The organism is Marinobacterium rhizophilum DSM 18822, assembly GCF_000378045.1.
GTDB lineage: Bacteria > Pseudomonadota > Gammaproteobacteria > Pseudomonadales > Balneatricaceae > Marinobacterium_A > Marinobacterium_A rhizophilum.
Genome location: NZ_KB899114.1, coordinates 19,797 through 45,759 on the forward strand (window position 1 = coordinate 19,797; position 25,963 = coordinate 45,759).

20 protein-coding genes are annotated in these 25,963 nt (G+C 59.9%); 6 read left to right on the forward strand and 14 right to left on the reverse strand.

Going from position 1 to position 25,963, the window contains the following annotated elements:
- Positions 1-6 precede the first annotated feature (6 nt).
- The 5 genes from F451_RS0121305 to F451_RS26220 all read left to right on the forward strand — a co-directional run bounded on the left by F451_RS0121305 (position 7) and on the right by F451_RS26220 (position 4,434).
- A complete protein-coding gene (locus F451_RS0121305) occupies positions 7-786 on the forward strand; it encodes a hypothetical protein (RefSeq protein WP_020683446.1) in 780 nt (259 codons plus the stop codon).
- A gap of 125 nt (positions 787-911) precedes the next feature.
- Complete coding sequence (gene ttcA, locus F451_RS0121310) at positions 912-1,913, forward strand: tRNA 2-thiocytidine(32) synthetase TtcA (RefSeq protein ID WP_020683447.1); 1,002 nt, start codon at positions 912-914, stop codon at positions 1,911-1,913.
- Between the two features lie 257 nt (positions 1,914-2,170).
- Positions 2,171-2,923, forward strand: coding sequence for a hypothetical protein (locus F451_RS0121315; RefSeq protein WP_020683448.1), 753 nt, complete (start codon positions 2,171-2,173; stop codon positions 2,921-2,923).
- Positions 2,924-3,064: 141 nt separating this feature from the next.
- Positions 3,065-3,856, forward strand: a complete 792-nt coding sequence (locus F451_RS0121320) for a hypothetical protein (RefSeq protein WP_020683449.1) — start codon at positions 3,065-3,067, stop codon at positions 3,854-3,856.
- The gene (locus F451_RS26220) at positions 3,838-4,434 is read left to right on the forward strand and encodes an elongation factor P hydroxylase (RefSeq protein ID WP_240476529.1); all 597 of its coding nucleotides are present in this window, start codon (positions 3,838-3,840) and stop codon (positions 4,432-4,434) included. Before F451_RS0121320 ends, F451_RS26220 begins: the two co-directional genes overlap by 19 nt.
- A 26-nt stretch (positions 4,435-4,460) precedes the next feature.
- Here the strand turns inward: F451_RS26220 and F451_RS26935 are convergent, their stop codons facing one another.
- The 5 genes from F451_RS26935 to F451_RS0121350 form a co-directional block, all read right to left on the reverse strand.
- Positions 4,461-5,078, reverse strand: a complete 618-nt coding sequence (locus F451_RS26935; protein WP_020683451.1) for a copper chaperone PCu(A)C — start codon at positions 5,076-5,078, stop codon at positions 4,461-4,463.
- A gap of 20 nt (positions 5,079-5,098) precedes the next feature.
- A complete protein-coding gene (locus tag F451_RS0121335; RefSeq protein ID WP_020683452.1) occupies positions 5,099-5,695 on the reverse strand; it encodes an SCO family protein in 597 nt (198 codons plus the stop codon).
- Positions 5,692-6,165: a hypothetical protein gene (locus tag F451_RS0121340; RefSeq protein WP_020683453.1), complete on the reverse strand. Its 474-nt coding sequence runs from the start codon at positions 6,163-6,165 to the stop codon at positions 5,692-5,694. Before F451_RS0121340 ends, F451_RS0121335 begins: the two co-directional genes overlap by 4 nt.
- Before the next feature lie 322 nt (positions 6,166-6,487).
- Positions 6,488-7,492 carry a CobW family GTP-binding protein gene (locus tag F451_RS0121345; protein WP_020683454.1) on the reverse strand — a complete coding sequence of 335 codons (1,005 nt, stop codon included), beginning with the start codon at positions 7,490-7,492 and terminating at the stop codon, positions 6,488-6,490.
- 60 nt (positions 7,493-7,552) lie between these two features.
- Entirely contained in the window at positions 7,553-8,434 is an 882-nt protein-coding gene (locus F451_RS0121350; protein WP_020683455.1) for a DMT family transporter, read from the reverse strand.
- Between the two features lie 247 nt (positions 8,435-8,681).
- On the opposite strand from F451_RS0121350, the gene F451_RS0121355 reads away from it, so the two are divergent.
- Positions 8,682-11,330: a bifunctional diguanylate cyclase/phosphodiesterase gene (locus F451_RS0121355; RefSeq protein WP_169434550.1), complete on the forward strand. Its 2,649-nt coding sequence runs from the start codon at positions 8,682-8,684 to the stop codon at positions 11,328-11,330.
- A gap of 12 nt (positions 11,331-11,342) precedes the next feature.
- On the opposite strand, the gene F451_RS0121360 is transcribed toward F451_RS0121355, so the two are convergent.
- From F451_RS0121360 to F451_RS0121400, 9 genes are all read right to left on the reverse strand, one after another.
- Positions 11,343-13,991: a nitrate reductase gene (locus F451_RS0121360; protein WP_020683457.1), complete on the reverse strand. Its 2,649-nt coding sequence runs from the start codon at positions 13,989-13,991 to the stop codon at positions 11,343-11,345.
- Between the two features lie 328 nt (positions 13,992-14,319).
- Positions 14,320-14,664 carry a nitrite reductase small subunit NirD gene (gene nirD, locus F451_RS0121365; RefSeq protein ID WP_020683458.1) on the reverse strand — a complete coding sequence of 115 codons (345 nt, stop codon included), beginning with the start codon at positions 14,662-14,664 and terminating at the stop codon, positions 14,320-14,322.
- A 10-nt stretch (positions 14,665-14,674) separates the two neighbouring features.
- Positions 14,675-17,230, reverse strand: a complete 2,556-nt coding sequence (nirB, locus tag F451_RS0121370; RefSeq protein WP_020683459.1) for a nitrite reductase large subunit NirB — start codon at positions 17,228-17,230, stop codon at positions 14,675-14,677.
- 79 nt (positions 17,231-17,309) lie between these two features.
- Positions 17,310-18,569 carry an NAD(P)/FAD-dependent oxidoreductase gene (locus tag F451_RS0121375; RefSeq protein WP_020683460.1) on the reverse strand — a complete coding sequence of 420 codons (1,260 nt, stop codon included), beginning with the start codon at positions 18,567-18,569 and terminating at the stop codon, positions 17,310-17,312.
- 356 nt (positions 18,570-18,925) lie between these two features.
- Positions 18,926-20,659, reverse strand: a complete 1,734-nt coding sequence (locus F451_RS0121380; RefSeq protein ID WP_020683461.1) for a bifunctional protein-serine/threonine kinase/phosphatase — start codon at positions 20,657-20,659, stop codon at positions 18,926-18,928.
- A gap of 74 nt (positions 20,660-20,733) precedes the next feature.
- Positions 20,734-22,203: a NarK family nitrate/nitrite MFS transporter gene (locus F451_RS0121385; RefSeq protein WP_020683462.1), complete on the reverse strand. Its 1,470-nt coding sequence runs from the start codon at positions 22,201-22,203 to the stop codon at positions 20,734-20,736.
- Between the two features lie 184 nt (positions 22,204-22,387).
- Positions 22,388-23,302 carry an ABC transporter ATP-binding protein gene (locus tag F451_RS0121390; RefSeq protein WP_020683463.1) on the reverse strand — a complete coding sequence of 305 codons (915 nt, stop codon included), beginning with the start codon at positions 23,300-23,302 and terminating at the stop codon, positions 22,388-22,390.
- Positions 23,303-23,317: 15 nt separating this feature from the next.
- Complete coding sequence (locus F451_RS0121395) at positions 23,318-24,280, reverse strand: ABC transporter permease (RefSeq protein WP_026291955.1); 963 nt, start codon at positions 24,278-24,280, stop codon at positions 23,318-23,320.
- A 111-nt stretch (positions 24,281-24,391) separates the two neighbouring features.
- Positions 24,392-25,708: a CmpA/NrtA family ABC transporter substrate-binding protein gene (locus F451_RS0121400; RefSeq protein ID WP_240476531.1), complete on the reverse strand. Its 1,317-nt coding sequence runs from the start codon at positions 25,706-25,708 to the stop codon at positions 24,392-24,394.
- Between the last annotated feature and the right edge of the window lie 255 nt (positions 25,709-25,963).

Sequence of the window (25,963 nt, forward strand, 5' to 3'; positions counted from 1 at the left end):
GTGACTATGCTGAGCGCGCGTACTTTTCGACGGTTGCGTATTTCGATCTTGCTGCTGATCTTGCTGGTGGTCGCGACGAACACCTGGTTATCCCGCGTTCGAACCACCGACTGGCAGGAATCCCTTTGGGTGGTCATTTATCCACTTAACGGCGATGGTCGTGCGGATACTCAGCACTACGTCGATACCCTGGTGGCGGAGCAGTTCTCCAGTATCGGCCAGTTTTTCGAGCGTGAAGCTGTGCGTTACGGGGTCTTGCTGGATGAGCCTGTCATCGTGCAGCTGGCGGACCAGGTGCAGGCGCAGCCGCCTGAGCTGGGGCAGAGTCCGTCGTTACTGGACAGCGTTCGCTGGAGCCTTTCAATGCGCTGGTGGGCCTGGCGGCATGATAACTGGACCGGGCCCGAGCCCGACATTCGTATTTTTGTGCGCTACCATTCGCCGCAAAACCGGGATGTTCTGGCGCATTCCCTGGGGTTGCAAAAAGGCCTTATCGGGTTGGTCAATGCGTTCGCGGACCCCCGCTTTGACGGGCAGAATGCCATGGTGGTGGTGCATGAACTCCTGCATACCCTTGGGGCCATGGACAAATATGACCTCGCCAGCGGTTATCCGCTCTGGCCAGACGGGTTTGCACAGCCCAATCAAGTACCGCGCTATCCGCAGCTGCAGGCCGAAATCATGGCCGGCCGGCTGGCACTGTCGGAGCGTCAGGCGGTGATGCCGCAATCGCTGGACGAGGTGGTGCTGGGGCCGCGGACTGCCGTCGAAATCAACTGGCAGTAGGGTGACCGCTGCGCAGGGCGCCGGCGTCGAGAGGGCTGCAGGTTCACGGTGGGTCTGGATGGCTGCGCATTGGCCGCGAGTTCGTTATAATCTGCGCCTCTTCAAATTCCGACCGATGCCAACCCATGAGCGATATCCTGTACCACGAGGTCCCGAGCGATCCGACATCCCCTGCCATCCCTGCTGAACTGGCGTCTGAGGGCCTTTCTTCAGAGTCGCTGCAGTCAGATGCTGCGTTGTCCGCTGAGCCGCAGGCAGCGAGCAGTGCCGAGCGCAAAACGAAACTCCGCTTGAACAAGCTGCAGAAGCGGTTGCGTCGCGAGATGGGGCGGGCGATCGAGGATTTCAGGATGATCGAGGACGGTGACCGCGTGATGGTCTGCCTGTCCGGCGGTAAAGACTCCTACACCATGCTGGATATTCTGCTGAATCTGCAGAAAAGTGCGCCTGTCAGTTTTGAGCTGATTGCGGTCAACCTCGATCAGAAGCAGCCGGGTTTTCCCGAGCATATACTGCCAGCCTATCTTGACTCGGTCGGCGTGCCCTACCATATCGTTGAGCGTGATACCTACTCGATCGTCAAGGAGCTGGTGCCCGAGGGCAAGACTACGTGCGGTCTCTGTTCGCGTCTGCGCCGCGGTACCCTGTACGGTTTTGCCGATGAAATCGGCGCGAACAAGATCGCGCTGGGGCATCATCGTGACGACATTCTGGAAACCTTTTTCCTGAACATGTTCTTTGGTGGCAAGCTCAAGTCCATGCCGCCGAAGCTCGTGTCCGATGATGGCAAGAACATGGTTATTCGGCCGCTGGCCTACTCGCGGGAAAAGGATATTGAGGCCTATAGCGGCCTTAAGCAGTTCCCCATCATTCCGTGCAATCTATGTGGCTCCCAGGAAAACCTGCAGCGCCAGGTGATAAAGGAGATGCTGCAAGGCTGGGATCGCAGTCATCCTGGCCGTATCGAGACCATGTTCCGGTCCTTGCAGAATGTGGTGCCCAGCCACCTGGCGGATACGCAGCTGTTCGATTTTGCCAACCTGCAGCTGGGCTTTGCCCACGGTATCGCAGCGTCAGATGATACCGCTGCCACGCCGGGCGGGCGCATCGACATACTGTCACTGTAAAGTTTTATTGCCGTTTTCGGGGCTTTGCAGCTGAACGCAGCCTGATGTCTTTGGCGTTCAGCTATGCTGCATAACTGAATCTCATTTTGCAGGTTTTGGCGCGGTGTGCGCGCAAGAGTTTACAGCTGCGACCATGGTGATAGTGTCGTGCTACACTTTGCGCTGGCGTGGCACCGGAAGTGTCGAATGCTCGCGGAGCCTTCGGTGCCTGCGTTGCACGCGCGTCTTCATACAGGGATTGGAAGAGGCATTCATACATGAGTGACAATCAAGGTCGTCCGGGCGCTTTGCTCGAGATGGTAAAGGAGTTGCGCGGACTGCTACTGGATTTTATCGCCGGTGGTCCTACCCGGGCGGCTCGATACAAGGTGTTGCGCGATAGCCTGATGGCCGAGAAGGTGCTGAGTAATCATGTGCCGGCGCTGGTGCTTGAGCATGAAAACCTGAATGATCTGTGGCAGTTTCTGAAGGACACGTCGCCAAGCAAGGTCGAGCGGCAGGAATTGATCCGCAAGCAGTTTGACGACTTGGCCAGAGACCTCAGCGGTGCACCTGCGGATGTGCCAGCCCACCATGAAGCCATCGCGCTGGAAAAGCTGTTCAAGGGGTGGTACCGGCTCAGTCAGGACGACATGGAGCCGCGTCGGCTGCTGGGCACGGCGCATAAAATCGCCGTGCAGGTGTGCAGCTCCATTATCGATGCACATTACGACTCCGGCGAAATCCGCGGTGGCAATGAAGATTTGGCCGAGGTGTTCAGCATGACGACAGATGTGCTTTTTGCCTGCAGTGCAGACACCGACAAGCAGTTGATCGTCGCCGATATCGTGGCCGGTGCCCAGGCGTTGTTTAAGTCGTTCGAGGCGCTGCAGGAGGCCATCGGGTTAGCGGCGCCGAATGAGCAGGCCCGCCTTCAGATGGCCCGCACGGGCGTTGACAGCATTTTGTCCGCCGTTATGTCCTTGCTGAGCTGCTGGTACATGCTGCAGTCCTTGACCATCAAGCCCTGAGGCGTTCGCCTCACTTTTGTGTCCCCCTGCATGTGGTGACAAGATCTGTCGGGGCGGTAATAATGTGCGCCTTCTTGACAACTTTGTGCGTCGGTTTCCCATTGGGATACCGACCATGCACGAGCGTTCAGCAAAATGGGGATGAATGTGAAACAGATCAGCTGGATGCTGCTGGCGTCATTATTGCTTGGTGGTTGCGTGGCTAATGCCACTGCGCCCGGGGGAGCCCCGTCGTCTGTCGCTGCAACCCCCGGTGCTGGCGATACCGCTACCGGGCAGCAGGCCGGTGAGTCGGCGCCTGAAGAGTCGGCGCCGGCGTCCGCTGCTCCGGTGCGGTCGGGGCAGTCCAGCGCCGAAAACTCAGCGGCGGGTGCCTCCGCTACGCCAGGCGACGAGGCTTTGCAGCGCAATCTCGATACCCTGGCCAACCGGCTGACCCTGGTGCAAGAGCAACTTATCCAGATCAAGGCACAGGGCGCCGAGCTGTCGGAGCAGTCCAATACCGCTTTGGCGCGCTTGCAGATGTTGAGCAGCGACGCCAGCCAGGCAGGCGCTGAGGACGGTGGCGCTTCCGATGCACCCTCCGTGAGTGCGGCGCCTGAACAGCTGGCCGGGCTGATCGACCAGTTGAGCCAGATCGCCAATGAGCTGTCCTTGAGCGGTGTGGGGGATCGATATCGTATTGCCGCTGACTATACAGGCGCAGGGCAATGGATACTGATTCGTTATGACCGCTTTAACGGCGAGTCATGGCTGGCCGACCAGGGCGCCTGGCAGCCGCTGCTTGAAACCGTGCCGCTTGAGCGTTCCGAATACGAAGTTCAGCTCACCCGGGCTGACAATGATATCAAGGGTTATGTGGCTGCGCGGCTGGATCGGCGCAATGGCGACAGCTGGTGGCTGAAACAGGATACATGGCAGAAATTCGAGTGATGGGCGAGCATCAATACCCGGATCTGATCCGGCTGTTTAACGGTTTGTTTGAGCGCAGTCTCAATACCATTCTGGTGCGCGGCGATGATGAGCCCCTGTACCTGCCGGCGGATGATGCCTGCGGACAGCACCGGATTATTTTTGCCCACGGCTTTTTTTCCAGCGCCCTGCATGAAATTTCCCACTGGTGCGTGGCGGGTGCGAAGCGGCGCACCCTGGTCGACTTCGGCTATTGGTACAAGCCTGATGGCCGCACGGCGCAGGAGCAGGCGCTGTTCGAGAGTGTGGAAGTGAAGCCCCAGGCCCTGGAATGGATGTTTTCCGTCGCCTGTGGTCTGCGCTTTCATTTCAGCGCCGACAACCTGTCGGCAGAAATCGGCGCCAGCCGTGATTTTGAGCGGCGGGTTCAGCGTCAGGTGCTGCAGTATCTCGACACAGGACTGCCCGAGCGGGCCGGGATGCTGGTCGATGCGCTGCGCGCTTTCTATAACACGGACCCACTGCGGCCGGAGTCTTTTAGACTGCAACACGAAAGTGAAGCTGACTGTGAGGCTCAGCCCGAGCGGGCGACTGGCTGAGCCGTGGCCGCAGCAGGCGGCGGCAATCAGTGGGTGTGGTGTGTCTCGTCAGTGTGGGAATGCTGCATGCCGTGAGGCGAATCCTCGCCCATTTCCTCATGCATGCTATCGCCCTGTTCATGGGGCATGGCGTGATCCATTCCGGTGTGCATGTCATGCGACATTCCATCCCGCCTGGCTGCACCGGTGCGTGCTGGGGACGCGTCCATTGGGGAGCGCACAGGCAACAGCAGCTGCAACTGCTGCCCGTCACTGAATGACAGGTTTATGTCCAGGCTGTCGCCGGCATTAAGCGGTTGCTTGAGACCCATCAGCATCAGATGATTGCCGCCAGGCTGCAATCGATACTCGCCCCCCGGCGGTATTTCCACCTGCTTGATCGCGCGCATGCGCATGACGCCATCCTGCTCCATGCTCTGATGCAGCTCGACCGTCTGCGCCCCCTTTGAGTGAGCGCTTTGCAGCTGTACCGGGCGGTCGGCCGTGTTTTTCAGCACCAGGTAGGCGGCACTGATGCTCTGCCCGGGCGGCACCGCCCGCACGTAGCCGTGAGCCACCTCGACGTCTGCGAAGGCGGTGGGTACACACAGCAAGCCTGCCAGCAGGCCCAAACGGGATGCGAGGCGTGGCAGTGAAGGGGGCATGGCGGATCTCCTGTCGGGGGTTAAAGCAGTGCGCGCAGCTTGGCGGCGAGCTCGTCCGGATTTATTGAGTCGCTCAGGACCTCAAGCAGCTGACCGTCGCTGTCGATCAGGTACAGTCGCGAGCTGTGATCAACCGTGTAGCCCAGCGCCGAGTCGGTTTGTTCGCTGATGTGATAGTAGGCGCCGTAGCGCTTGGTAATCGTATCGATTTGAGCCTCGCTGCCGGTCAGCCCCACCAGGCTGGGGTGGAAGAAGGCGCTGTAGGCTGCCAGGGATTCGGGCGTGTCACGTTTCGGGTCGACGCTGACAAAGATGCCGCGTACCCGCGACTGCTCATCCGGACTGAGGCTGCGAAACCCCTGCGCCATGATGGCCAGGGATGTGGGGCAGACATCGGGGCAGGCGGTATAGCCGAAATAGAGGATGCTGGGATAACCGCGAAAGTTTGCCAGTGTCGTCGGCCCCTCGGCAGACATCAGGTTGAAGTCCCCACCCAGGCGTGTGCCCAGGGCCTGCCCTGCAGGTGACGGTCGCAGCAGAAGCGCACTGGCAATGCCTGCCAGCAGCAGTGCGCTCATGATCAGCAGGGTACGCAATGTTTTCAGGTTGTTATTCATTGGGCGCTGAACTCATAGTGGGCGGTGATGGGGGCTGTGGCCGTCTGGGCTTCGATACGTGCCCGCCACTGCATCAGGCGTGTGGTGCAGATGGCAAGTTCGGTTGAGCCCAGCCAGAGGCCAGGCTGGTCGGCGGATTCTTCAAGCTGCAGACGATTGATGCCCATGTACATATCCCGGCCTTCCAGCTGCAGCGTGACGGACCTTGGCCGTATACCTTTCAGCTGCAGGCTGAACAGCACAGTCTCACCCGCCCGCGCAGGTCCTGAAGCCAGTGTCAGTGTCATGGACCGTTCTGTGCCCAGGCTCGTGCAGGGGCCGGCTGACAGGTCGCAGCCAGGCGCCGTGCTCAGGCTGGGGGCCTGCGGCGACGCCATCATGCGCGGCAGCAGAATGACGCTGGCCAGGAGGCAGGCGCCGGTCAGCAGTATGATCAGCAGGGCGCGCTGCTGGCGGGACACTGGAAACATAGCAGGCTCGTTCATTGCAGGGGCACAGTGTAGCTTGGCGACGCTGCGATGTCCCTGTGGTTGAATGTCGCAGCGCCGCCCTGGCAGCCTGTCGGACTTAACACTGTTCTACTGCGGAACAGCCGCTTCTCTCCGGTAAAGAGGGGTCATTTTTCGTACTCTTTATTACTCGTCGCAGGCTCCTCGGCCTGCGACCCCGCTAAAGCGGTTCTTTCCACTTCGTTCCAAGTGTTAAATAGAACCACTATTCGCCTCAAAAGAGTCCAAAAACTGCCTCAAAACGGACTTTCCCTCGCTACGAACGGCCAAGCCCGACAGGCTGCTAGCGAGATTCGATACAGCCCTGCAGCTGTTGTTCGATGTGGTCCCAGTCCAGCGCTTCTGGGGCGATAATTTCAATACGTGAATCTCGTCGCCAGGCGATTTTGTCGATGTCGTGGTGCTCGAGCACGCGGTTATAAAACACCCAGACATAGCCGATTCTGAAGGCGCCCTTGATACGCAGGGCGCCTTCGAGGCTGTTGAGTACTGCCTCCAGCCGGTCATAGTCGAACACCTCATCGCGGTGGAATACCCAGCCGCAGCTGACAAAGTCTACACCCTGGCCGATACGCCGTATGGGCGCACCGACGGTGGGCAGCACCAGCGGCTGCAGCGGGGACATCGCGGGCGCTTGATCCTGCTGTTTGCTGTGGCTGTCGGGAAACTGGGCCGCCAGGGTGTCGTCGCGGATCAGGTCCAGCAGCTCGATGTCAAAATGGCCGTGGCGAGCCTGTTCAACGCGTTGCTTGGGCGGGAATAGCCCCTGCAGGCCCTGTAGCGCCTTGTCGACCAGGGCCTCGGACGCAAGATCCAGTTTGTTGAGTACGACGATGTCTGCCAGATTGAGCTGATCCTGGAAGGTTTCGTGGGCCATCACCCGCGGGTCCTCCAGTAGCTGTGGATCCAGCAGGCAAATGATGGCACGCAGATCCAGCGCATCCTTAAAGCTGCCGCTTTGCAGGGTGTCGATAATACCCTCGGGATGGCCGAGGCCGGTGGGTTCGATAATCAGCCGCTGCGGCTTTGCGGTACGGATCAGGGTGGCAAGTCCTGCCCGCAGCGCCGGTCCCAGTGCGCAGCAGATGCAACCGCCCGCCAGTTCCTTTATATGCAGACCGTCGGCATCGGGCATGGCCGCCTGGTCGACACCGATCTGGCCAAACTCGTTCACCAGCACGGCCCAGCGCTCATCGGCGGGCTTCTGCGCCAGCAGCGCGTTGATGGCCGTCGTTTTGCCGACCCCAAGGAATCCGGTAATGATATTCACGGGGATTTTCTCAGGCATTCCGATACTCCTTGGTACTCAGTGTTTGCTTCATCACCGGCCGCGGCCAGTGGCGTAAGGTCAGGTTCTGGCGCGACGTGAGGGCAGCTGTGCCAGCAGCATGCCCGCCAGCATCAGGGCACAGCCGGCCATGGCGCGGTCGGTCAGGGCTTCGCTGAGGAGCAGCCAGCCGCCAAGCGCGGCGAAGACAGCCTCCAGGCTCATGATGATAGCCGCATGCGCGGCGGGCGAGTGCTTTTGCGCATAGACCTGCAGCGTATAGGCGACCCCCACCGACAGCAACCCGGCATAGGCGATGGGCTGCCAGGCGGCAATCAGGTTGGCGGGCGTAAAGCTGTCCTGCTCGTATATCAGGGCCACGGCAAGGCAGAGCAGCGCGCACACCAGGAACTGAGTAATCGACAAACGCAAACCGTCCAGGTGGGGCGCGAGGCGGCCGATAATCAGCACATGGGCCGCCCAGAAAGCCGCACCGGCCAGTTCCAGCAGGTCGCCCCGGTTAATGATCATGGCTTCATTGATACTGAGGAAATAGAGACCCACCAGAGCCAGCGATGCGCCGGCCCAGATGCTGCGATTAACGGGTTGTCCCAGCATGCGGGCGGCCAGTGGTACCAGAACGATGTAGAGGCCGGTGATAAAGCCGGCGTTGCCGGCGGTGGTGTAAAGCAGGCCGGCCTGTTGCAGCGAGGCACCACAGAACAGCAGGCTGCCTGCCGCGAGGCCGCCACGCAGCAGTGGACCCAGCTCGGCCTGATGGGGTCGGGCGCGGAACAGGAGTGTCAGCGGCAGCAGCGACAGGGCGCCGAGTAAAAACCGGGCGGCATTGAAGCCAAAGGGACCCAGATGGTCCATGCCCACGCGCTGGGCAACAAAGGCAAGTCCCCAGATCGCCGCGACCAGGAGTAGCAGCAGGTTGGCTTTCAGGCGCAGGTTGTACATGGGGCCGCTGTCTCTCGATCCGTGAAAGTGCGCTAGGGTATCCCTGAGTTGTGCATCGGTAAACTGGTTATTGCAACAATTACCCCCCCCCCATCACTTGCCCGGGGATGCAGTATATGGATTAACCACTTATAGTGTTTTAGGAGATTCTTCCCGGTGCACTCGGCGCCATTGATGGCGAAGCCTGTATCGTTACAACTCGATGCTGTCAGGCAGAACACCCCAAGCTGGGGGCTGGAACGCAGTTATGACTGATAATTTCAGGCCAATGCGCCTAACGATGTTGATCTTGTCACTGCTTGTGCTGTTGTCGGTCGTTTCCTATGGCTGGTTCAGCTGGAAGAGCGTCCAGCGTAGCGTGACAACGGAACTGCATCAGCAGAACGCAACCTTTATCGAACACACAGAAGCGTTTTTTCGCGTGCAGGAACAGCTGCTTATGTCCGTTGGCGCACCGCTGGTGCGGGACAACAGGCTACGCCGTTCAGAGCTGCAGGCTGCCCTGGATAGCCTGTCCGGTACCGTGCCGCAAATCCGTGGACTCGCAGTGCTCGATCGCAGCGGTGAGCTGTTGCTGGGTGTTGGCGCTGATATTGCGCCGGATCTGAGTTTGAACTCAAGTGATGCCATTACCCAGGCTCGTTATACCGAACGCCTGAAGCTGGGAGCCTCCTTTCGCCTGAATGCCGATTCGGATGCGCTGCTGCCTGCATTTTTGGCCTTGCCCGACAAGGACGGTAATGTGCTGGCGCTGGCGGTGGCGCTCTACAGTATCAATGGCCCAGATTCCATCTGGCACAGTCTGCAGCGTCGCAACGATACACGGCTATGGCTGCTGGCGGATGATGGCAAGTTGCGCTATGCCCACCCCATGACGGGCGGCCTGCTGCGTGAGCTGGACAACACGAAGGTTGATACCCAGACCCTGGACGAGCTCCGCCTGCGCGCGGGCTATGGTATGAGTGGCAATGCATTTTCACTCACCCTCGATGGTGAATCGGTTGTCGTGCAGTCACAACTGCTGCCCGAGTATCAGTTTATATCCGCTGCATTTCTGCCCCTGAGCCAGCTGTTCTGGCTGTGGCTGGGCGAGGTTCAGTCGGTCGGCATCGTCGTGGCCATTTTCCTGCTGGTTGCCATGCTGGTTTACCGCCTGATCTGGCTGGCGGGTACGCGGCTGGTGAATGAACGTGTCGCCGCCGAGGGAAATCTGCTCAAGCTGTCCCAGGCGATTGAACAGAGCCAGGACAGTGTTGTTGTGACCGACAGCAACTGGTGTATCGAATATGCCAATCGCCGATTTGAGGGCGACGTCAAGCAGGACGAGTCGCGCCTCAAAGGTGTGGCGGTGACGAATTTTTCGCCCCACGATATGCTCTGTGATGACCTGGAGCAGATACAGAACAAGGTGCTGGATACGGGCAGCTGGTACGGCGAGCGCAAACGGGCCGGCACTGAACAATGGTATGAGTTCTCGATTTCGCTGGTTGAAATGCCCGATTCGGACAGCGTCAGTTTTATCCTGATCGGTCAGGACATCTCCGAACGAAAAGCCGCCGAGGCGTTGCTTTATCAGCAGGCCAATTTCGATTCGCTGACGCAGTTGCCGAACCGGCGCCGGGCCAGCGAAGAGATAACGCAGGCGCTGGAGCACGCCTGGAGCAGCCATGATAAGGTGGCGCTGCTGTACCTGGACCTGGATAACTTCAAGCAGATCAACGATACCTTTGGACATTTGTTCGGTGATCAGGTGCTGGTCAAGGTCGCACAGCGATTGCAGCAGGTATTGGAAGGACGGGGACACCTGGCGCACATGAGCGGCGACGAATTCCTGATTCATTTCAGTTATGAGCACCGTGAGCAGATCGAGCAGGTGGCAGACAGTATCCTGGCTGCTTTTCGCTGCCCCATGCCGTTGCAGGGCAAGAATCTGAGCATGTCGGTGAGCATCGGTATCTCCCGCTATCCGATCGACAGTCCTGATGCTCAGGGCCTGATTCGTGATGCCGACCTTGCGCTGTACGAGTCCAAGCGTTGTGGCCGCTGTCGTTATACCTTTTTTGATGCCGAGCTCGACAAGCGCATGAAACGCAGGCTTGAGATCGAGCATCAGCTGCCGTTGGCACTGCAGAACGGCGACCTCTATATGGTGTACCAGAGCAAAAACTCGCTTGAAAGCGGGGAGGTGCTGGGCTTTGAAGCCCTCATGCGCCTGGACTGTCGCGCGCTCGGCGCGGTCGGCCCCAGCGAGTTTATCAAGGTAGCTGAAGAAACCGGGCTGATTGAGGATCTGGGGCGTTTTGCCCTCAGGAAAGGGTGCGAGGATCTGGCCCGCTTTCAGGCCATTGCAGGTCGTTCCCTGACCATGGCGATAAACGTTTCGGTACGTCAGCTGGTGGATGAGTCCATTGTCAGCTACACGCGGCAAATGATCGATAAAAGCGGTATTGACCCCTCCACCCTGGAGCTCGAGATCACCGAGTCATTGCTGGCGGAAAGCCTGACGCTGGTGATGCCGCGGCTGGAACAGCTGCGGTCGCTGGGCTTGTCGCTGACGATTGATGACTTTGGTACCGGCTACAGTTCCCTCAGTTATCTGACCCGTTTTCCGGTCGCGACGCTGAAAATCGACAAGTGCTTTATCGATGAGATCGAAAAGCATGCCAACGATGCGATGGTGGTCCGCACCATTATTCAGATGGGTCATGCACTTGGCATGAAGGTTGTGGCAGAGGGGCTGGAGGTCGAATCCCAGTGGCGTCTGTTGCGCCAGTTCGGTTGCGATATCGGGCAGGGGTTTCTGTTTTCAAAGCCGCTCGACCTGACGCAGGCCGAGCGGCTGCTGAAAACCACTGCCAAGATTCCTCTGCTGCATCCCATGGGGGAAGACCGCTGACACAGCCTTGCCTCAGGCGTGCGCCAGCAGCGCCTTGAGCTCTGGAATGCAGGAGCCGCAGTTGGTACCGCAGCACAGAGCTTCGCCGAGGGACTCCACCGAGTTGGCGCCTTCTTTCATCGCCTGACGAATGCGTTTTTCCCCCACCTGGAAACAGGAGCAGATGATTGCGCCCTGATCCGGTGCCCCCTCGCTGGCCCGGCCAGAGAGTACTTGCATGCGCTCCTTGCTATTGAGCCGCAGGCCCAGTTGGGTCGACAGCCAGGCCGGTGGTGGCAGTTCAGCGTCGCAGCTGGCAATAAATACCCACAGCAGGCGCCCGTCCCGAAAGGCCGCGGCGCGATAGTGATTGGCACGGCTGTCGAGCAGTTCAATCATGTCGCTGCTGGCGGGCAGCCAGCTTTTGACCCAGGCGGACCAGTCGGGTCTTTCACTGAAGCCCGCCAGGGCATAGCGTTCGCCCTTTTCCAGCGTAACGCGGCTCCAGTATTCGCTGGCCGGGGTCTTGATGGCGTCGAGACTCAGCAGCATGCCCTGCCAGCGCGGGCGCAGCCCCTGCAGGCGCACCGGGCTCTGTTTCAGTTCCGGTTGCCCCGACACCGGGTCGGTCACGGCGGCCACCAGGGCATCGACGCAGCCGTGTGAGGCGTAACGGTCATTCCAGTGAATGGGTGCAAACAGCGATCCCATCTGCTGATTCGGGCTGATACGGGCGCGGCCGATAAACGTGGCGTCCTGCGCGCCAAGGCTGACCAGGTCACCGTTGCGAATACGATGCTGTTGCGCATCCTGGCTGCTGATTTCAACGTAGGGCTCGTCGCAGTGATCCAGCAGGCGAGGGCTGCGCGCGGTGCGGGTCATGGTGTGCCACTGATCCCGGCTGCGTCCGGTATTGAACACGAAGTCGCCTTCGCTGCGGCGACCGGCTGGCATGCGTGCCTCGATCGCAAGCAGACGGGCACGGCCAGATGGCGTGAAAAAATGTCCGTCCGCGAACATGCGCGCCGTGCCTTCGGGGCTCGCTTCGGTCACGGGCCACTGGATTGGTGCAAGTGCGTCGTACTGGGTGCGGGAGAGATCGGCCAGGGCAGAAATATCGAAGTCGCGGCTGCCCGCATTCTGATAGCCCGAAAGGCGGGCGTGCTCGCGAAATACGTCCGCCGGATGCTCATAGGCAAAGGCCTCGCCAAAGCCGAGCCGTGCGGCGACATCGCAAATAATCTGCCAGTCGTTGCGTGCCTCGCCCGGGGCTTTCAGAAAGCCGCGCTGGCGCGATATGCGGCGCTCTGAATTGGTGACGGTGCCATTCTTTTCGGCCCAGGTGGTGGCCGGCAGCAGTACATCGGCCAGGGCTGTGGTATCGGTCTGCTCGACGCAGTCGCTGACCACAACGAGCTCGCACTTTTGCAGCGCGCGGCGAACCTGGGCTGAATCCGGCAGGCTCACGGCCGGATTGGTGCCAATGATCCAGACGGCCTTGACGTCGCCCCGCTCGATCGCCTGAAACAGGTCCACGGCCTTGAGGCCGGGCTTGTTCGCCATGCGCGGCGCCTGCCAGAACTCGGCGACGGTCTCGAGATGGCTCGGGTTCTCCAGGTCCATGTGGGCTGCCAGCTGGTTGGCCAGGCCACCGACCTCGCGTCCGCCCATGGCATTGGGCTGACCGGTGATGGAAAACGGGCTGGCGCCGGGCTTGCCGACGCGGCCGGTGGCCAGGTGGCAGTTGATGATGGCGTTGGCCTTGTCAGTACCGGAGGATGACTGGTTAATGCCCTGGGAGTAAAACGTCAGGCTGCGCTCGGTACGCGCAAAAAGTTCGAACAGCCATTGCACGTCGGCAGGGTCGAGGCCGCAGTGGGCCGCGGTGGTGGCCAGGTCCGGGCACTGGCGTTGCGCCTGGGCCAGGGCGGCATCAAAGCCTTCGCAGTGCTGTGCGATATAGGTGTGATCCAGTGCGTCTTCCTGTGCCAGGTAACTCAGCAGGCCGTTGAACAGAAAGGCATCGCTGCCGGGTTTCAGGGCCAGGTGGCGGTCGGCCAGGTCGCAGGTGGCGGTGCGTCTTGGGTCCAGTACCACAACCTGCATCTGCGGGCGTGCCTGCTTGGCGCGCACCAGTCGCTGATACAGGATGGGGTGGGCCCAGGCGGCATTGGAACCCACCAGCAGGACAAAATCGGCCTCGTCGAGGTCGTCGTAACAGGCCGGTACTGTATCGCTGCCGAAGGCGCGTTTCTGCCCGGCGACCGCAGAGGACATGCACAGGCGGGAATTGGTATCGACGTTGGCGCTGCCGATAAAGCCTTTCATGAGCTTGTTGGCGACATAATAATCTTCGGTCAGGATCTGGCCCGACAGGTAAAAGGCCACCGAGTCCGGACCGTGCTGATCGATCAGCCGGGCGAAGGTGTCGGCCACCTTGTCCAGTGCCGTATCCCAGCTGACGCGCTGGCCCTGAATCTGGGGGTGCAGCAGGCGACCCTGATGGCCGGTGGTTTCGTGCAGTGCCGAGCCCTTGACGCAGAGGCGGCCATTGTTGGCCGGGTGCGTAGTGTCGCCGCTCACCGCGATGAGACGGTCGTCGCGAATGCGGGCCTCGACACCGCAGCCTACGCCGCAGTATGGGCAGGTGGTCAGGGCGGTGGACTCGGTAATGTTTGTCATGTTGGTGTTCCGCTAGCCGTGTCGTTTAGACCTGGGTGTATGGGCTCGTGGATTATGTTTCACGCATAAAAAAACGCCATCTCCCGCCAGGTGGCAGGAGATGGCGCCATTGCCAACTTCCACGTTAGTGGCCGGCCGGTGAGAATCAGATCTCGGTGGCACGGCACTCTTCGATATATTGTTATTGGTTATGCGAAGACTATGCCAGTTTGTTATTTTTCCCGAAATGCCCATGGCATTGGCGTTTTCGAGTGTTGACCGGGGCGGTGGACGGCCCGCCTCGGTGCAAAAGGTGCCGTTTGAGTGCGTGCAGGATTCCGAGTGCCCCTTAACGGGGCGTCGGGTCAATCAGCAGCACATCATCCTTCAGCTCGACCTGCCAGGTGGCGAGCTTCACGGCTTCATCTTCGAAGCACTGGCCATCGACGAGGCTAAAGCGCTGCTTGTACAGCGGTGACGCCACCACCGGCACATCGGCAATGGAGCCGACAATGCCGCGGGACAGCACATTGGCCTGACCGAAAGGGTCGTGATTATCGATGGCGTAGACCTGTTCGTCTTCCGGCAGGTAGAACAGTGCCACCTGGCGGCCATTCACCAACGCACAGACGCCGCTGTTGGGAACCAGGTCGTCTTTGCTGCACAGAGAAATCAAGTGGGTGTCAGTCGTCATTGTCGAATCCTCAGCTGGCCATCATTTTTACGGGGACGGCCGGTGTATTGGCGGCTTTTTCCTCGGCGGTGGCGGGGCGGATCTGGTCACGCTCCATCACAAACACCACGTTACTGTCGGTCTCTTCGGAGTTGACGAAGGGACGGAAACGCTTGAGGGCTTCAGGGTCCTCAATGGTTTTCTTCCACTCGCATTCGTAGGTACCGATGACCTGCTGCATCTGTTCTTCAAGTTCCGCCCCAAGGCCGAGGGAGTCCTCAATGATGACCTGACGCAGGTAGTCCAGGCCGCCTTCGAGGTTATCCATCCAGACGGACGTGCGCTGCAGGCGATCAGCCGTCTTGACGTAGAACATCAGGAAACGGTCGATGTATTTGATCAGCGTTGCTTTGTCGAGATCCGTGGCAAACAGGTCGGCGTGGCGTGGTTTCATGCCGCCGTTGCCGCACAGGTAGAGGTTCCAGCCGTTCTCGGTGGCAATGATGCCCACGTCCTTGCTCTGTGCCTCGGCGCACTCGCGGGTGCAGCCCGAAACGGCAAACTTGATCTTGTGGGGCGAACGCAGGCCCTTGTAGCGGTTCTCCACCTCGATGGCCAGGCCAACGCTGTCGTCGACGCCGTAGCGGCACCAGGTGCTGCCGACACAGGATTTCACGGTACGCAGCGACTTACCGTAGGCATGGCCGGTTTCAAAGCCCGCATCCACCAGAATGCGCCAGATCTCGGGCAGCTGCTCAAGGCGGGCGCCGAACAGGTCGATACGCTGGCCGCCGGTAACCTTGGTGTAGAGGTTAAACTGTTTGGCCACCTGGCCCAGCACGATCAGCTTGTCGGGGGTGATCTCACCGCCAGCGACACGGGGCACGACGGAGTAGGTGCCGTCTTTTTGCATGTTGGCCAGGAAGGTATCGTTGGTGTCCTGCAGACCGACATGTGGCTTTTTCAGCACGAATTCGTTCCAGCACGAGGCCAGGATGGAGGCGGCGGTCGGCTTGCATATTTCACAACCCTTGCCCTGGCCGTGTTTGTGCAGCAGCTCGTCAAAGGACTTGATCTGGTCTACGCGCACCAGATGGTAGAGTTCCTGGCGGGTGTAGTCGAAATGCTCGCAGAGGTTGCGGTTGACTTCCACGCCGCGGCTTTCCAGTTCATGGTTTACCAGGTTGGTCAGCAGGGCTGCGCAGCCGCCGCAGCCGGTGGCCGCCTTGGTGCAGGATTTCACGTCGCCAAGATTCGTCGCGCCGTTATCGATCGCCTGGCAGATATCACCCTTGGATACGTCGTGGCAGGAGCAGATCTGCGCTGCTTCAGGCAGCGCGGCAACGCCAAGGCCGGCCGGTTTGCCGTCACCGCCGCGCTGGGGCAGGATCAGGCTGTCCGGGAATTCCGGCAGCTCAATGCCGTTCAGGGCGTACTGCAGCAGGGTGCCGTAATCTTCAGCGTCACCCACCAGGATCGCGCCCAGCAGCGTGCTGCCACTTTCATTGACGACGATTTTCTTGTAAACGCCGCAGGCTTCATCCAGGTAGGTGTAGTTGCGCGCGCCCGGCGTATGACCATGGGCGTCGCCGATGCTGGCAACATCCACGCCCATGAGCTTGAGTTTGGTGCTCATGTCGGCACCAAGGAACTGCTTGTCTTCGCCCAGCAGCTTGGCAACAGCGACCTTGGCCATGTTGTAACCGGGTGCTACCAGGCCGAAGATGCGACCGTTCCAGAGCGCACATTCACCGATGGCGAAGATGTTCTTGTCTGATGTGAGGCAGTCGTTGTCGATCACGATACCGCCGCGCTCGCCCACTTCCAGGCCACAGCTGCGGGCCAGTTCGTCGCGGGGGCGGATGCCGGCCGAGAACAGGATGACATCGGTTTCCAGCACTTCGCCATCGGCAAATTCCATGCGGTGCACGGCGTTCTCGCCATCCACGATCTGCTGGGTGTTCTTGCCGGTGTGTACCCGCACGCCCAGGTCTTCAATCTTGTCGCGCAGCACCTTGCCGCCGGCATCATCGAGCTGCACGGCCATCAGGCGGGGCGCAAATTCAACCACGTGGGTTTCCAGTCCCAGATCGCGCAGTGCCTTGGCGGCTTCCAGGCCCAGCAGGCCACCGCCCACGACTACACCGCTGCGGCCCTTGGCGGCGCTGGCGGTAATGGCTTCGAGATCCTCGATGGTGCGGTAGACCAGGCAGTGCTCACGATCATGGCCGGGTACCGGCGGCACGAAGGGGAATGAGCCTGTGGCCATAATGATCTGGTCGTAGGCCAGTTCCACACCGCTGTCGCTGGTGACGGTCTGGTTTTCGCGATCGATGCTCACGACCTTTTCGTTCAGGCGAACGTTGTAGCCCCATTCGGCATACTGAGCCGGCTGGCCCATGGCCAGGTCTTCGGCCGTCTTGCCGGAGAAGTAAGCGCTCAGCTGGACGCGGTCATAGGCCAGACGCGGTTCTTCGCAGAATACGGTGACGTCAAAGCGGTCGGCTGCGCCACTTTCAGCAAGGCTGGCGAGGAATTGGTGACCGACCATGCCATTGCCGATCAGGATCAGTTTAGTTTTGTTCATGGGGTTACTCCCGTTACGGATTCTGTGGCTGGAACGGACCGAGTACAGCTGGATCGATCTGCAAGTGTGTGTTCAGTGTTCATACGGCGATTTCTTGAATGGCGAGCGTGGCGGGCACGCTCGGGTTGTCGTCGGTGCACGGGGGGCGGCCAAACAGCAGCGCCGGTTTCAGGTCGCTGAGGTCGGCCTGGCGCTGCATCAGTTCGAAGTACCACTGTCCGTCCTGTGCATCGCCGTAGAGCACCGCGCCCACCAGGCGGTTGTTGCGCAGCAGCAGCTTGCGATAAACGCCGCTGTGCGGATCGCTGAAGGTCAGGCTGTCCAGATCAGGGGCATCCAGGTATTCGCCGGCGCTGAACAGGTTGATGCCGGAGACCTTGAGCTTGGTGGGCACCGGTGCATCGCGATAGGGAGTGGCCAGACCCCGGACCAGTCGATCTGCCAGCAGGCGAGCCTGCTCCCAGATCGGTGCGACCAGTCCGAAGGTCCGTCCACGGTGCTCGATACATTCCCCCAGCGCGCTGATAGCGGTATCGCTGCTGCGCAGCAGGTCGTCGACCTGCAGGCCGCGGCCGCAGTCGAGTCCGGCAGCGCGTGCCAGGGTGCTGTTGGGGGTAATGCCCGTGGCGATAACGGCCAGCTGGGCGTTCAGGCGGGTGCCGCTTTTGAGCACCGCCGCCTGCAGGACTCGCTCGCCCTCGAAATGACTGATTTCATCGCCCAGCACAAACCGGATGCCGCGCGTGGCCAGCTCTGCGCGCAGCAGTTCACCGGCCAGGGGGTCGAGCTGGCGATTCATCAGCCAGTCGCCGCGATGGATCAGGGTGACTTTCAGGCCTTTCTTGGCCAGGGCGTGGGCCGCTTCCAGCCCCAGCAGGCCGCCGCCAACGACCAGCGCATCCCGGCTGCAGGCGCTTTGCGCGATGATCTGTTCGACATCCTGCTCGGTGCGAAAGTCGTAGATGCCCGGCAGCGACTGATTTGCAGCCTCGATGCTGGCCGGGCGCGAGCCGGTGGCCAGAATCAGCTGGTCGTAGTCGCATACCCGGCCGTTCTGGCTGATGACGCGGCGCTGTGCCCGGTCGATCTGCACCACGGCATCGCCGCTATGCAGCGTAATGGCGTGGCTTTTGTACCAGGCGGTGGTTTTCAGCTGAATGGATTTGCGATCGGTTTCGCCGGCCAGCAGGGGCGACAGCTGAATGCGGTTATAGGCACCACCGGGCTCTTCGCCGAACACAGTGATCTGGTAGCTACTGGCGCCGCGGCTCAACAGCTCGTCGAGCAGGCGGCTGGTTGCCATGCCGTTACCAATAATGACCAGTTTCTGTTGTTCCATCCGTTGCCGGCTCCGTCATAAAAAATCAACAAAAAAAGGCGTTCATCAGCCGTGCGCAATGACACGGGGATGAACGCCTTTGTTCAGTGGACTCTTGTGAGTCCGTCGCTTTGTTGTTTTATATTAAGCAGAGACCGTGCCAAGTATTGAAAATACTTGTATTACAAGGTGATAGCGCCGGTTTCAGGTGCCGCGGCAGGATGTGTAATGCACCGAATAGGGTGCAAGCCCCGGCTTGGTGCCATGTTTTGGTGCGAAAGCGCCCTGTGTGTGACGGGCCTTTGCGGCATTGCTCCCCGGTATGGCACCGCGTGCGGGCCGTAGTGCGGCATGCGTTACTCACCCGCTGCACGGCTTTAAAGTAGCGCCTGCAGCAGGTTGGTCAGCAGCAGAACGCCGGCAATGAGCTGCCAGCCGAGCAGGGGGTTACGCGTCATCAGGGGTTGGTCGCGTACTCGGGCCTCGAGTTGACTGTTGGGGGTGGTCAGATCATGCAGGAACTCCGAGTAGGCGTTATAGCGATGAATCGGATTGGGTTGCAACGCCTTGCGCAGACAGCCTTCCATCCAGAAAGGCAGGTCCTTGCGGTGCTTGAGTGCCGGAATGTAGTGCAGTTCGCCATAGTGCTCGATGCGACAGCGTTTGACGGACGGCTCCGCATAGGGCAGCTGGCCGGTGATCATTTCGTAGCAGATCACGGCAAGCGAAAACAGGTCGGCACGAAAACTGCCTTGCTGGCCCATCAGGTATTCCGGTGCCACATAGTTTACCGAGCCCTGGGGAATGGATTTGTCCAGCGGTGAAACCATTTCCTCGATGCCGGCGATACGTACCGTGCCGAAATCCAGAATGCGGACTCGGCCATCGTGATCGATCATGATGTTTTCGGGCTTGAGGTCCTGGTGCACCATTTCTGCCCGCTGAAAGGCGCGCAAGCCCGCGATAATCTGTCGCATCAGGTCACGGACCTTGTCGAGCGGTGGCTGGGGGTTGTCCTGCATCCACTGGCGCAGGTTCTGGCCCTCTATATACTCGCCCAGGTAATACATCAGGCGCTTGGGGTGCGGCGGGGCAAAGGTTTTCATCACATTGGGATGATCCAGCCTGCGCCCGACCCACTCCTCGCGCATGAAGCCGTCCAGGTAGAGGTTATCCTCGCTGAAATTCTCCGAGGGGGCCTTGAGTACATAGACCTGGCCACTTTCCAGATCCTTGACGCGGTACATGTGGCTGCGGGTACCGCTGAAAATGATATCCAGCACCTCGTAGCCGTCGATGCGGTTGCCGACACTCAGCACGGGCGGAATGGGCAGCGCACTGAGGCGCTGAAAGTTTTCATCCAGGGTTTCCAGCGGCAGCTGATCAACCTCAATCAGCAGGGCCGTGAGGTTGTCGTCACTGCCGGCTTCCATGGCCTGCTCGATCAGCAGGGCACTGGCGGCGACGGGGTCGCTGGGGTGGCGGGCGAGCAGCTGGCTGATCTGAGTCCGCGTCAGGTGCTCATGTACACCGTCGGTGGTGAGCAGAATACGGTCTCCGGGTTCCAGGGTCTGGGTACGGTAGTCCAGCTCCAGATGCTGGTCGGCGCCAAAGGCCCGGGATAAATAATTGCGGCCGTGTTCAACGTGTACATGATCGCGCGTCAGCTGTTCCATCTCGGCGCCGCGGCAGTGCCAGATTCGACTGTCACCGACATGAAAGCAGTGCAGCGTATTGGATTTGAAGATGACCGCCGAAAAGGTGCACATCATGCTGTCGTCGTGGCCCAGCCGGCTAGCATTCTGCTGATGCAGCCAGCTGTTGAGGCTCGATACCACGCGAGCGGCTGCATGACGGGTGCTCCAGCTGTCTGGCGTGCTGAAATAGTCGTTAATGAAGCTGGTTACCGCCGTTTGACTGGCGATATGGGAGTCGGCGCAGCTGCTGACACCGTCCGCGATGACCGCCGCTGCACCTTTGAGCAGCAGTGCCTGGTCGTCCGGGGCATGGGCGGCAAAGGCATCCTGGTTTTGCGGCTTGACACCGGCGATCGACTGGCCACCGAAGCGGACTTTCAGCTTGGCGGCGGCGCTCTTGGGCGGGTTTATCATTGTGGTTTCAACACCTCAAAAGGGGGCGAAGCCTTACGGCCGCGCCCCCTGGTTAGATCCCGTCAGCGTGCAGATCAGGAGACGTTGATCAGCTCGACACTGCCATCTGCATTCACTTCAGCCATGTGGCCGCGGGGCTCTTCGAGCAGCAGCAGGGCGACAAATCCGAGCACTGCAGTCGCTGCGATGACCATGAAGAACGTCTGGTAGCTGACCAGTGACAGCACGGTGAGATAGAACACCGCGCCAACGTTACCGTAGGCGCCCGTCATGCCGGCAACCTGGCCGGTGAGGCGACGCTTGATCAGCGGTACCACCGCGAAGACGGCCCCTTCACCTGCCTGGACAAAGAACGAACAGGCCATGGCGGCGATCACGGCCAGGGCCAGAGGCCAGCTGCTGTCGATAACCGACATCACACCATAGCCGACGGCCAGGCCTGCGGTCAGTACCAGCAGGGTGGATTTGCGTCCGCAGCGGTCACTGATCAGGCCGCCCGCCGGGCGCGACATCAGGTTCATGAAAGCATAGCCCGAGGCGAGCAGGCCGGCATAGACCATGTCCAGTTCGAAAACGTCGGCGAAGAACAGCGGCAGCATCGATACCACGGCCAGCTCCGAGCCAAAGGTGGCGAAATAGAGCACATTCAGTACAGCAACCTGCTTGAATTTGTAGCGGTGCATCTCCGGTACGGGCTGGGTGAATATTTCCCGGTTAACACGGTAGGCGCCGTAGCAGTCGTAGACAAAGAAGACTGCCAGACCGACGTAGATAAAGAACGCGGTGGTGCTGCTCAGGATCGAAACGCCATTGGGGGAGAGTTTCCAGCACAGCAGGGCCAGTGCGGCATACAGGGGGATTTTCATGATCAGCAGGAAGACGAAGTCGCCCTTGCTGGTAACTTCCATGCCGCCGATACGCTTGGGCTTGAAGTAGGTCGAGCCCTTGGGAGTGTCGGAAACATTGAAATACCAGATCACACTGAACACCAGGCACAGCAGGCCGGTGATGCCCACGGCATAGCGCCAGCCGTCTTCACCGCCGAAGATCAGCGCCAGGGTTGGCAGCAGCATGGCGGCGGCAGCGGAACCAAAGTTGCCCCAGCCACCGTAGATGCCTTCGGCCGTACCCAGTTCGTTGGCCGGGAACCATTCGCTCACCATGCGAATGCCCACCACGAAGCCTGCACCGATAAAGCCGAGCAGGAAACGGGCGATGGCAGCCTGGGTGAAGTCCTGGGCCAGGGCGAACATGAAGCACGGCAGGCTGCAGAAGAACAGCAGTGCAGCGTACACATGACGCGGGCCGTATTTGTCAGTCAGCATGCCGATCAGCACTCGGGCCGGAATGGTCAGGGCGACGTTGAGAATCAGCAGGGTCTTGATCTGGTCAGTGGTCAGTCCCAGGGATGTCTTGATCACGCCCAGTAGCGGCGCGAAGTTGAACCAGACAAAGAATGTCAGGAAGAAGGCGATCCAGCTCATGTGCAGGATCTTCATTTTGCCGGTAAAGGCAAACAGGTTGAGCTTGGTGTGATCAGTCATAGTTTTTATTTCCATTCCTGGGCCAGCAAGTGCAAAAAAAATGGCGTTCAAACGGTCCCGTTGCCGGGAAAGCTTGAACGCCATTGTTCAAATTTGGTGCAATTACCCGTTTCTGGGCTTTGTTTCGGTGCGTCAGGAAGTGCCTTTTTAGCCTATTCTGAGCCCATAACGCCTTTGTTATGGGTCAGGCGGCAGTGGAGGCTGTCGTTTCTCCTGGTGTTGACTTAACTATATGCATGTCCTGTGCCAACTGCGGCGCATCAGCGGCTGTTTTGGCGGCTTTCTGTGCGGGTGCTGCGCTTTGGCTGTCGCCTTCGACCGGTTTGTGCTGCTTCTCGTAGAGGAAACTCAGCACTTCATGGCGATAGTGGTTGTAGCGGACATCATCAGCCAGTTCGATGCGGTTGCGCGGCCGCTCCAGATCAATGTCGAGTATTTCCCCGACGGTTGCGGCAGGGCCGTTGGTCATCATGACGATGCGGTCCGACAGCAGTACCGCTTCGTCGACATCATGGGTGATCATGATCACAGTGTTGTTGAGTCGCGCCTGGATCTCCATCAGGGAGTCTTGCAGGTGAGCCCGGGTCAGGGCATCCAGTGCGCCGAACGGTTCGTCCATCAGCAAGATCTTGGGCTGCATGGCCAGCGCCCGGGCAATACCGACACGCTGCTTCATGCCGCCGGATATTTCATCCGGGCGCTTGTGCAGGGCGTGACTCATGTGGACCAGTTCGAGGTTGTGCTCGATCCATTCCTTCATTTCGGCGCGGCTTTTGGTGTTGCGAAAGACCTGCTTGACTGCCAGCTCGACGTTCTCGTATGCACTGAGCCAGGGCAGCAGCGAGTGGTTCTGGAACACGACGGCGCGCTCCGGGCCGGGTTCGCGTACCTCTTTGCCCTCCAGAACCACGCCGCCTTCGGTGGCCTCGTAGAGGCCGGCAACCAGGTTGAGCACCGTGGACTTGCCGCAGCCGGAGTGGCCGATCAGGGAGACGAATTCGCCCTGGTTTATTTTCAGGTTAACGCCGTCCAATGCACGGAAAGGGCCGCGCGAGGTCGGAAAATCGATTGCCACGCCGGTAAGTTCCAGATGTGTCATGGAGTATCTCCTCAATTAGCGCACAACGGCGTTCTTGTCCCAGGAAATGCGGCTCTGCAGCAGCTGCATGGCACGATCGAGCATAAAGCCGATGATGCCGATCACCAGTACGGCGACCATGATGCGGCCGAGCGAATCGGAGCTGCCGTTTTGGAACTCGTCCCAGACGAATTTTCCCAGGCCCGGGTTCTGCGCCAGCATTTCGGCGGCGATCAGAACCATCCAGGCAATGCCCAGTGACAGTCGCAGGCCGGTAAACATGGCCGGAATCGATGCCGGTATGGCGATTTTGATAACGTGGGTCATGAACGGCAGCCGCAGTACCTTGCTGACGTTTTTCAGGTCCTGGCTGATGCTCGAGACCCCCACGGCAGTATTGATCAGGGTGGGCCACAGGCTGCACAGCGATACGGTGATCAGCGAGGTGATAAAGGATTTTGCGAACATGGGCTCATCTGACACGTACAGTGCGCTGACCACCATGGTGACCAGGGGCAGCCAGGCCAGTGGCGAGACCGGTTTGAAAAGCTGGATCAGGGGATTGAGGGCGGCGTACAGCGTGCCGTTGAGCCCGATCAGAATGCCCAGCGGAATGGCGATCAGGGTCGCCAGCGCAAAGCCTGCCAGTACGGTGATCAGGCTGGTGCCGATCTGGTCGATAAACGTCGGCTTGCCGGTGTAATCACGCATACGGACCTCGGCGCCAGGGTCCTTCGCCAGGATGGCGGCATTGCGCTTTTCCTGGCGTTCCATAAAGGCGGCTTCGCGGCCGCGCTCGCGGTTATGGTCGGCGATCAGGCCAAAGGTCTGTTCATATACCTGCGCCGGTCCCGGAAACTGTCCGAGGGAGGTGTCAATATTGCGCGCGGCAATGTGCCAGGCGAACAGGAAGACCAGCAAGCCGATCAGCGGCAGCATCAGGGCGCGGGCGATACGGCTTACAGTGTCGGCGCTGGGCGTGCGTAGCGCGAGCTGCAGTCGGCCGAGCGTCAGTTTGTTCTTAGTGCTTTCGGTGCTTGCGGTACTTAGGGTGCTCACGGTGTGTGCTCCACGACAGGTGCGCAGGCGTGACGCCTGCGCAGGTTAGCCTCAGATTTTGTCGTCGCCCTTGAGGCCGATGCCGAATTTCTTCAGGTACTCATTGGGGGCATGGCCATCGTAGGTGATACCGTCGATGAAATGCGTCTGGGGTGCGCGGTAGCCATCTTCGGTGCCGAAGTCAGGGAAGTCGGAGGCCGGCATCGTGCCTTCCTCGATCAGCGACTGGGCAGCCTGGGCATAGATGTCCGGGCGATAAACCTTCTTGGCGATATCCATGAACCAGCTGTCCGGCTTGGCTTCTTCGATCTGGCCCCAGCGACGCATCTGGGTCAGGTACCAGATGGCATCGGAATAGTAAGGATAGGTGGCGTTATGACGGAAGAAAACGTTGAAGTCGGGCACATCCCGCTTGTCGCCTTTTTCATATTCAAAGGTGCCGGTCATGGAGTTGGCGATTACATCGTAATCGGCGCCGACATACTCGGGGCGCGACAGGATTTCGACCGCTTCCGGACGGTTGCCGTTGTCGTTGTCATCCAGCCACTTGGCTGCGCGGATCATGGCCTTGACGACGCGCAGGTGCGTATTGGGGTTGGCGTCAGCCCAGGCTTTGGATACGCCGAACACCTTCTCCGGGTTGTCTTTCCAGATTTCGTAGTCGGTGATGATGGGCACGCCGATACCCTTGAAGACGGCCTGCTGGTTCCAGGGTTCGCCAACACAGTAGCCGTGGATGGTGCCGGCTTCCAGTGTGGCGGGCATCTGCGGCGGCGGGGTTACCGACAGCAGGGCGTCGGCATTCAGCTGACCACTGATGTCGCCCTTGTGCGGGGCATAGTAGCCGGGGTGGATGCCGCCGGCAGCCAGCCAGTAGCGCAGTTCGTAGTTGTGGGTTGATACCGGGAATACCATGCCCATCTTGAAGGGTTTACCCTCGGCCTTGAACTCGTCAATCACCGGTTTCAGGTAGTCCGCCTTGATGGGATGTACCGGTCTGCCGTCGGCATCCTTGGGAATGAGCGGTTTCATGCGTTCCCAGATGTCGTTGGAAACGGTAATGCCGTTGCCATTGAGATCCATGCTGAAGGCGGTAATGATATGGGCCTGGGTGCCAAAGCCGATGGTTGCACCCAGGGGCTGGCCCGCCAGCATGTGTGCACCGTCGAGCTGGCCGTCAATGACACGATCCAGCAGGACTTTCCAGTTGGCCTGGGCCTCGATCTGCACGAAGAGGCCTTCGTCTTCGAAGTAGCCTTTTTCATAGGCGATGGCCAGCGGGGCCATGTCGGTCAGCTTGATGAAGCCGAATTTAAGGTCTTCCTTTTCCGGCGGGCCAATCTCGGCCTGAGCGAGGCTGAAGGTCATCAGCGATGACAGTGACAGGGCGCTGGCGAGGGTCATCGCGCGCTTGAGCAGGGTGCGGCGGGCCCCAACGGGTGCAGTGCTGACGGTTTTCCTGGATGACATGGTCTGGCTCCTCAAATTACAAACAAAAAGGCGCCTGCAACGGGATGAAATTTTCGTCCCGCTACAGGCGCCTTTGCCTGAAACTGCTGTTTATCAAATCTGAATAGTAAACAGCATGATGTGTGCCAGTTTTTTAAGTTATTGAAATATAAT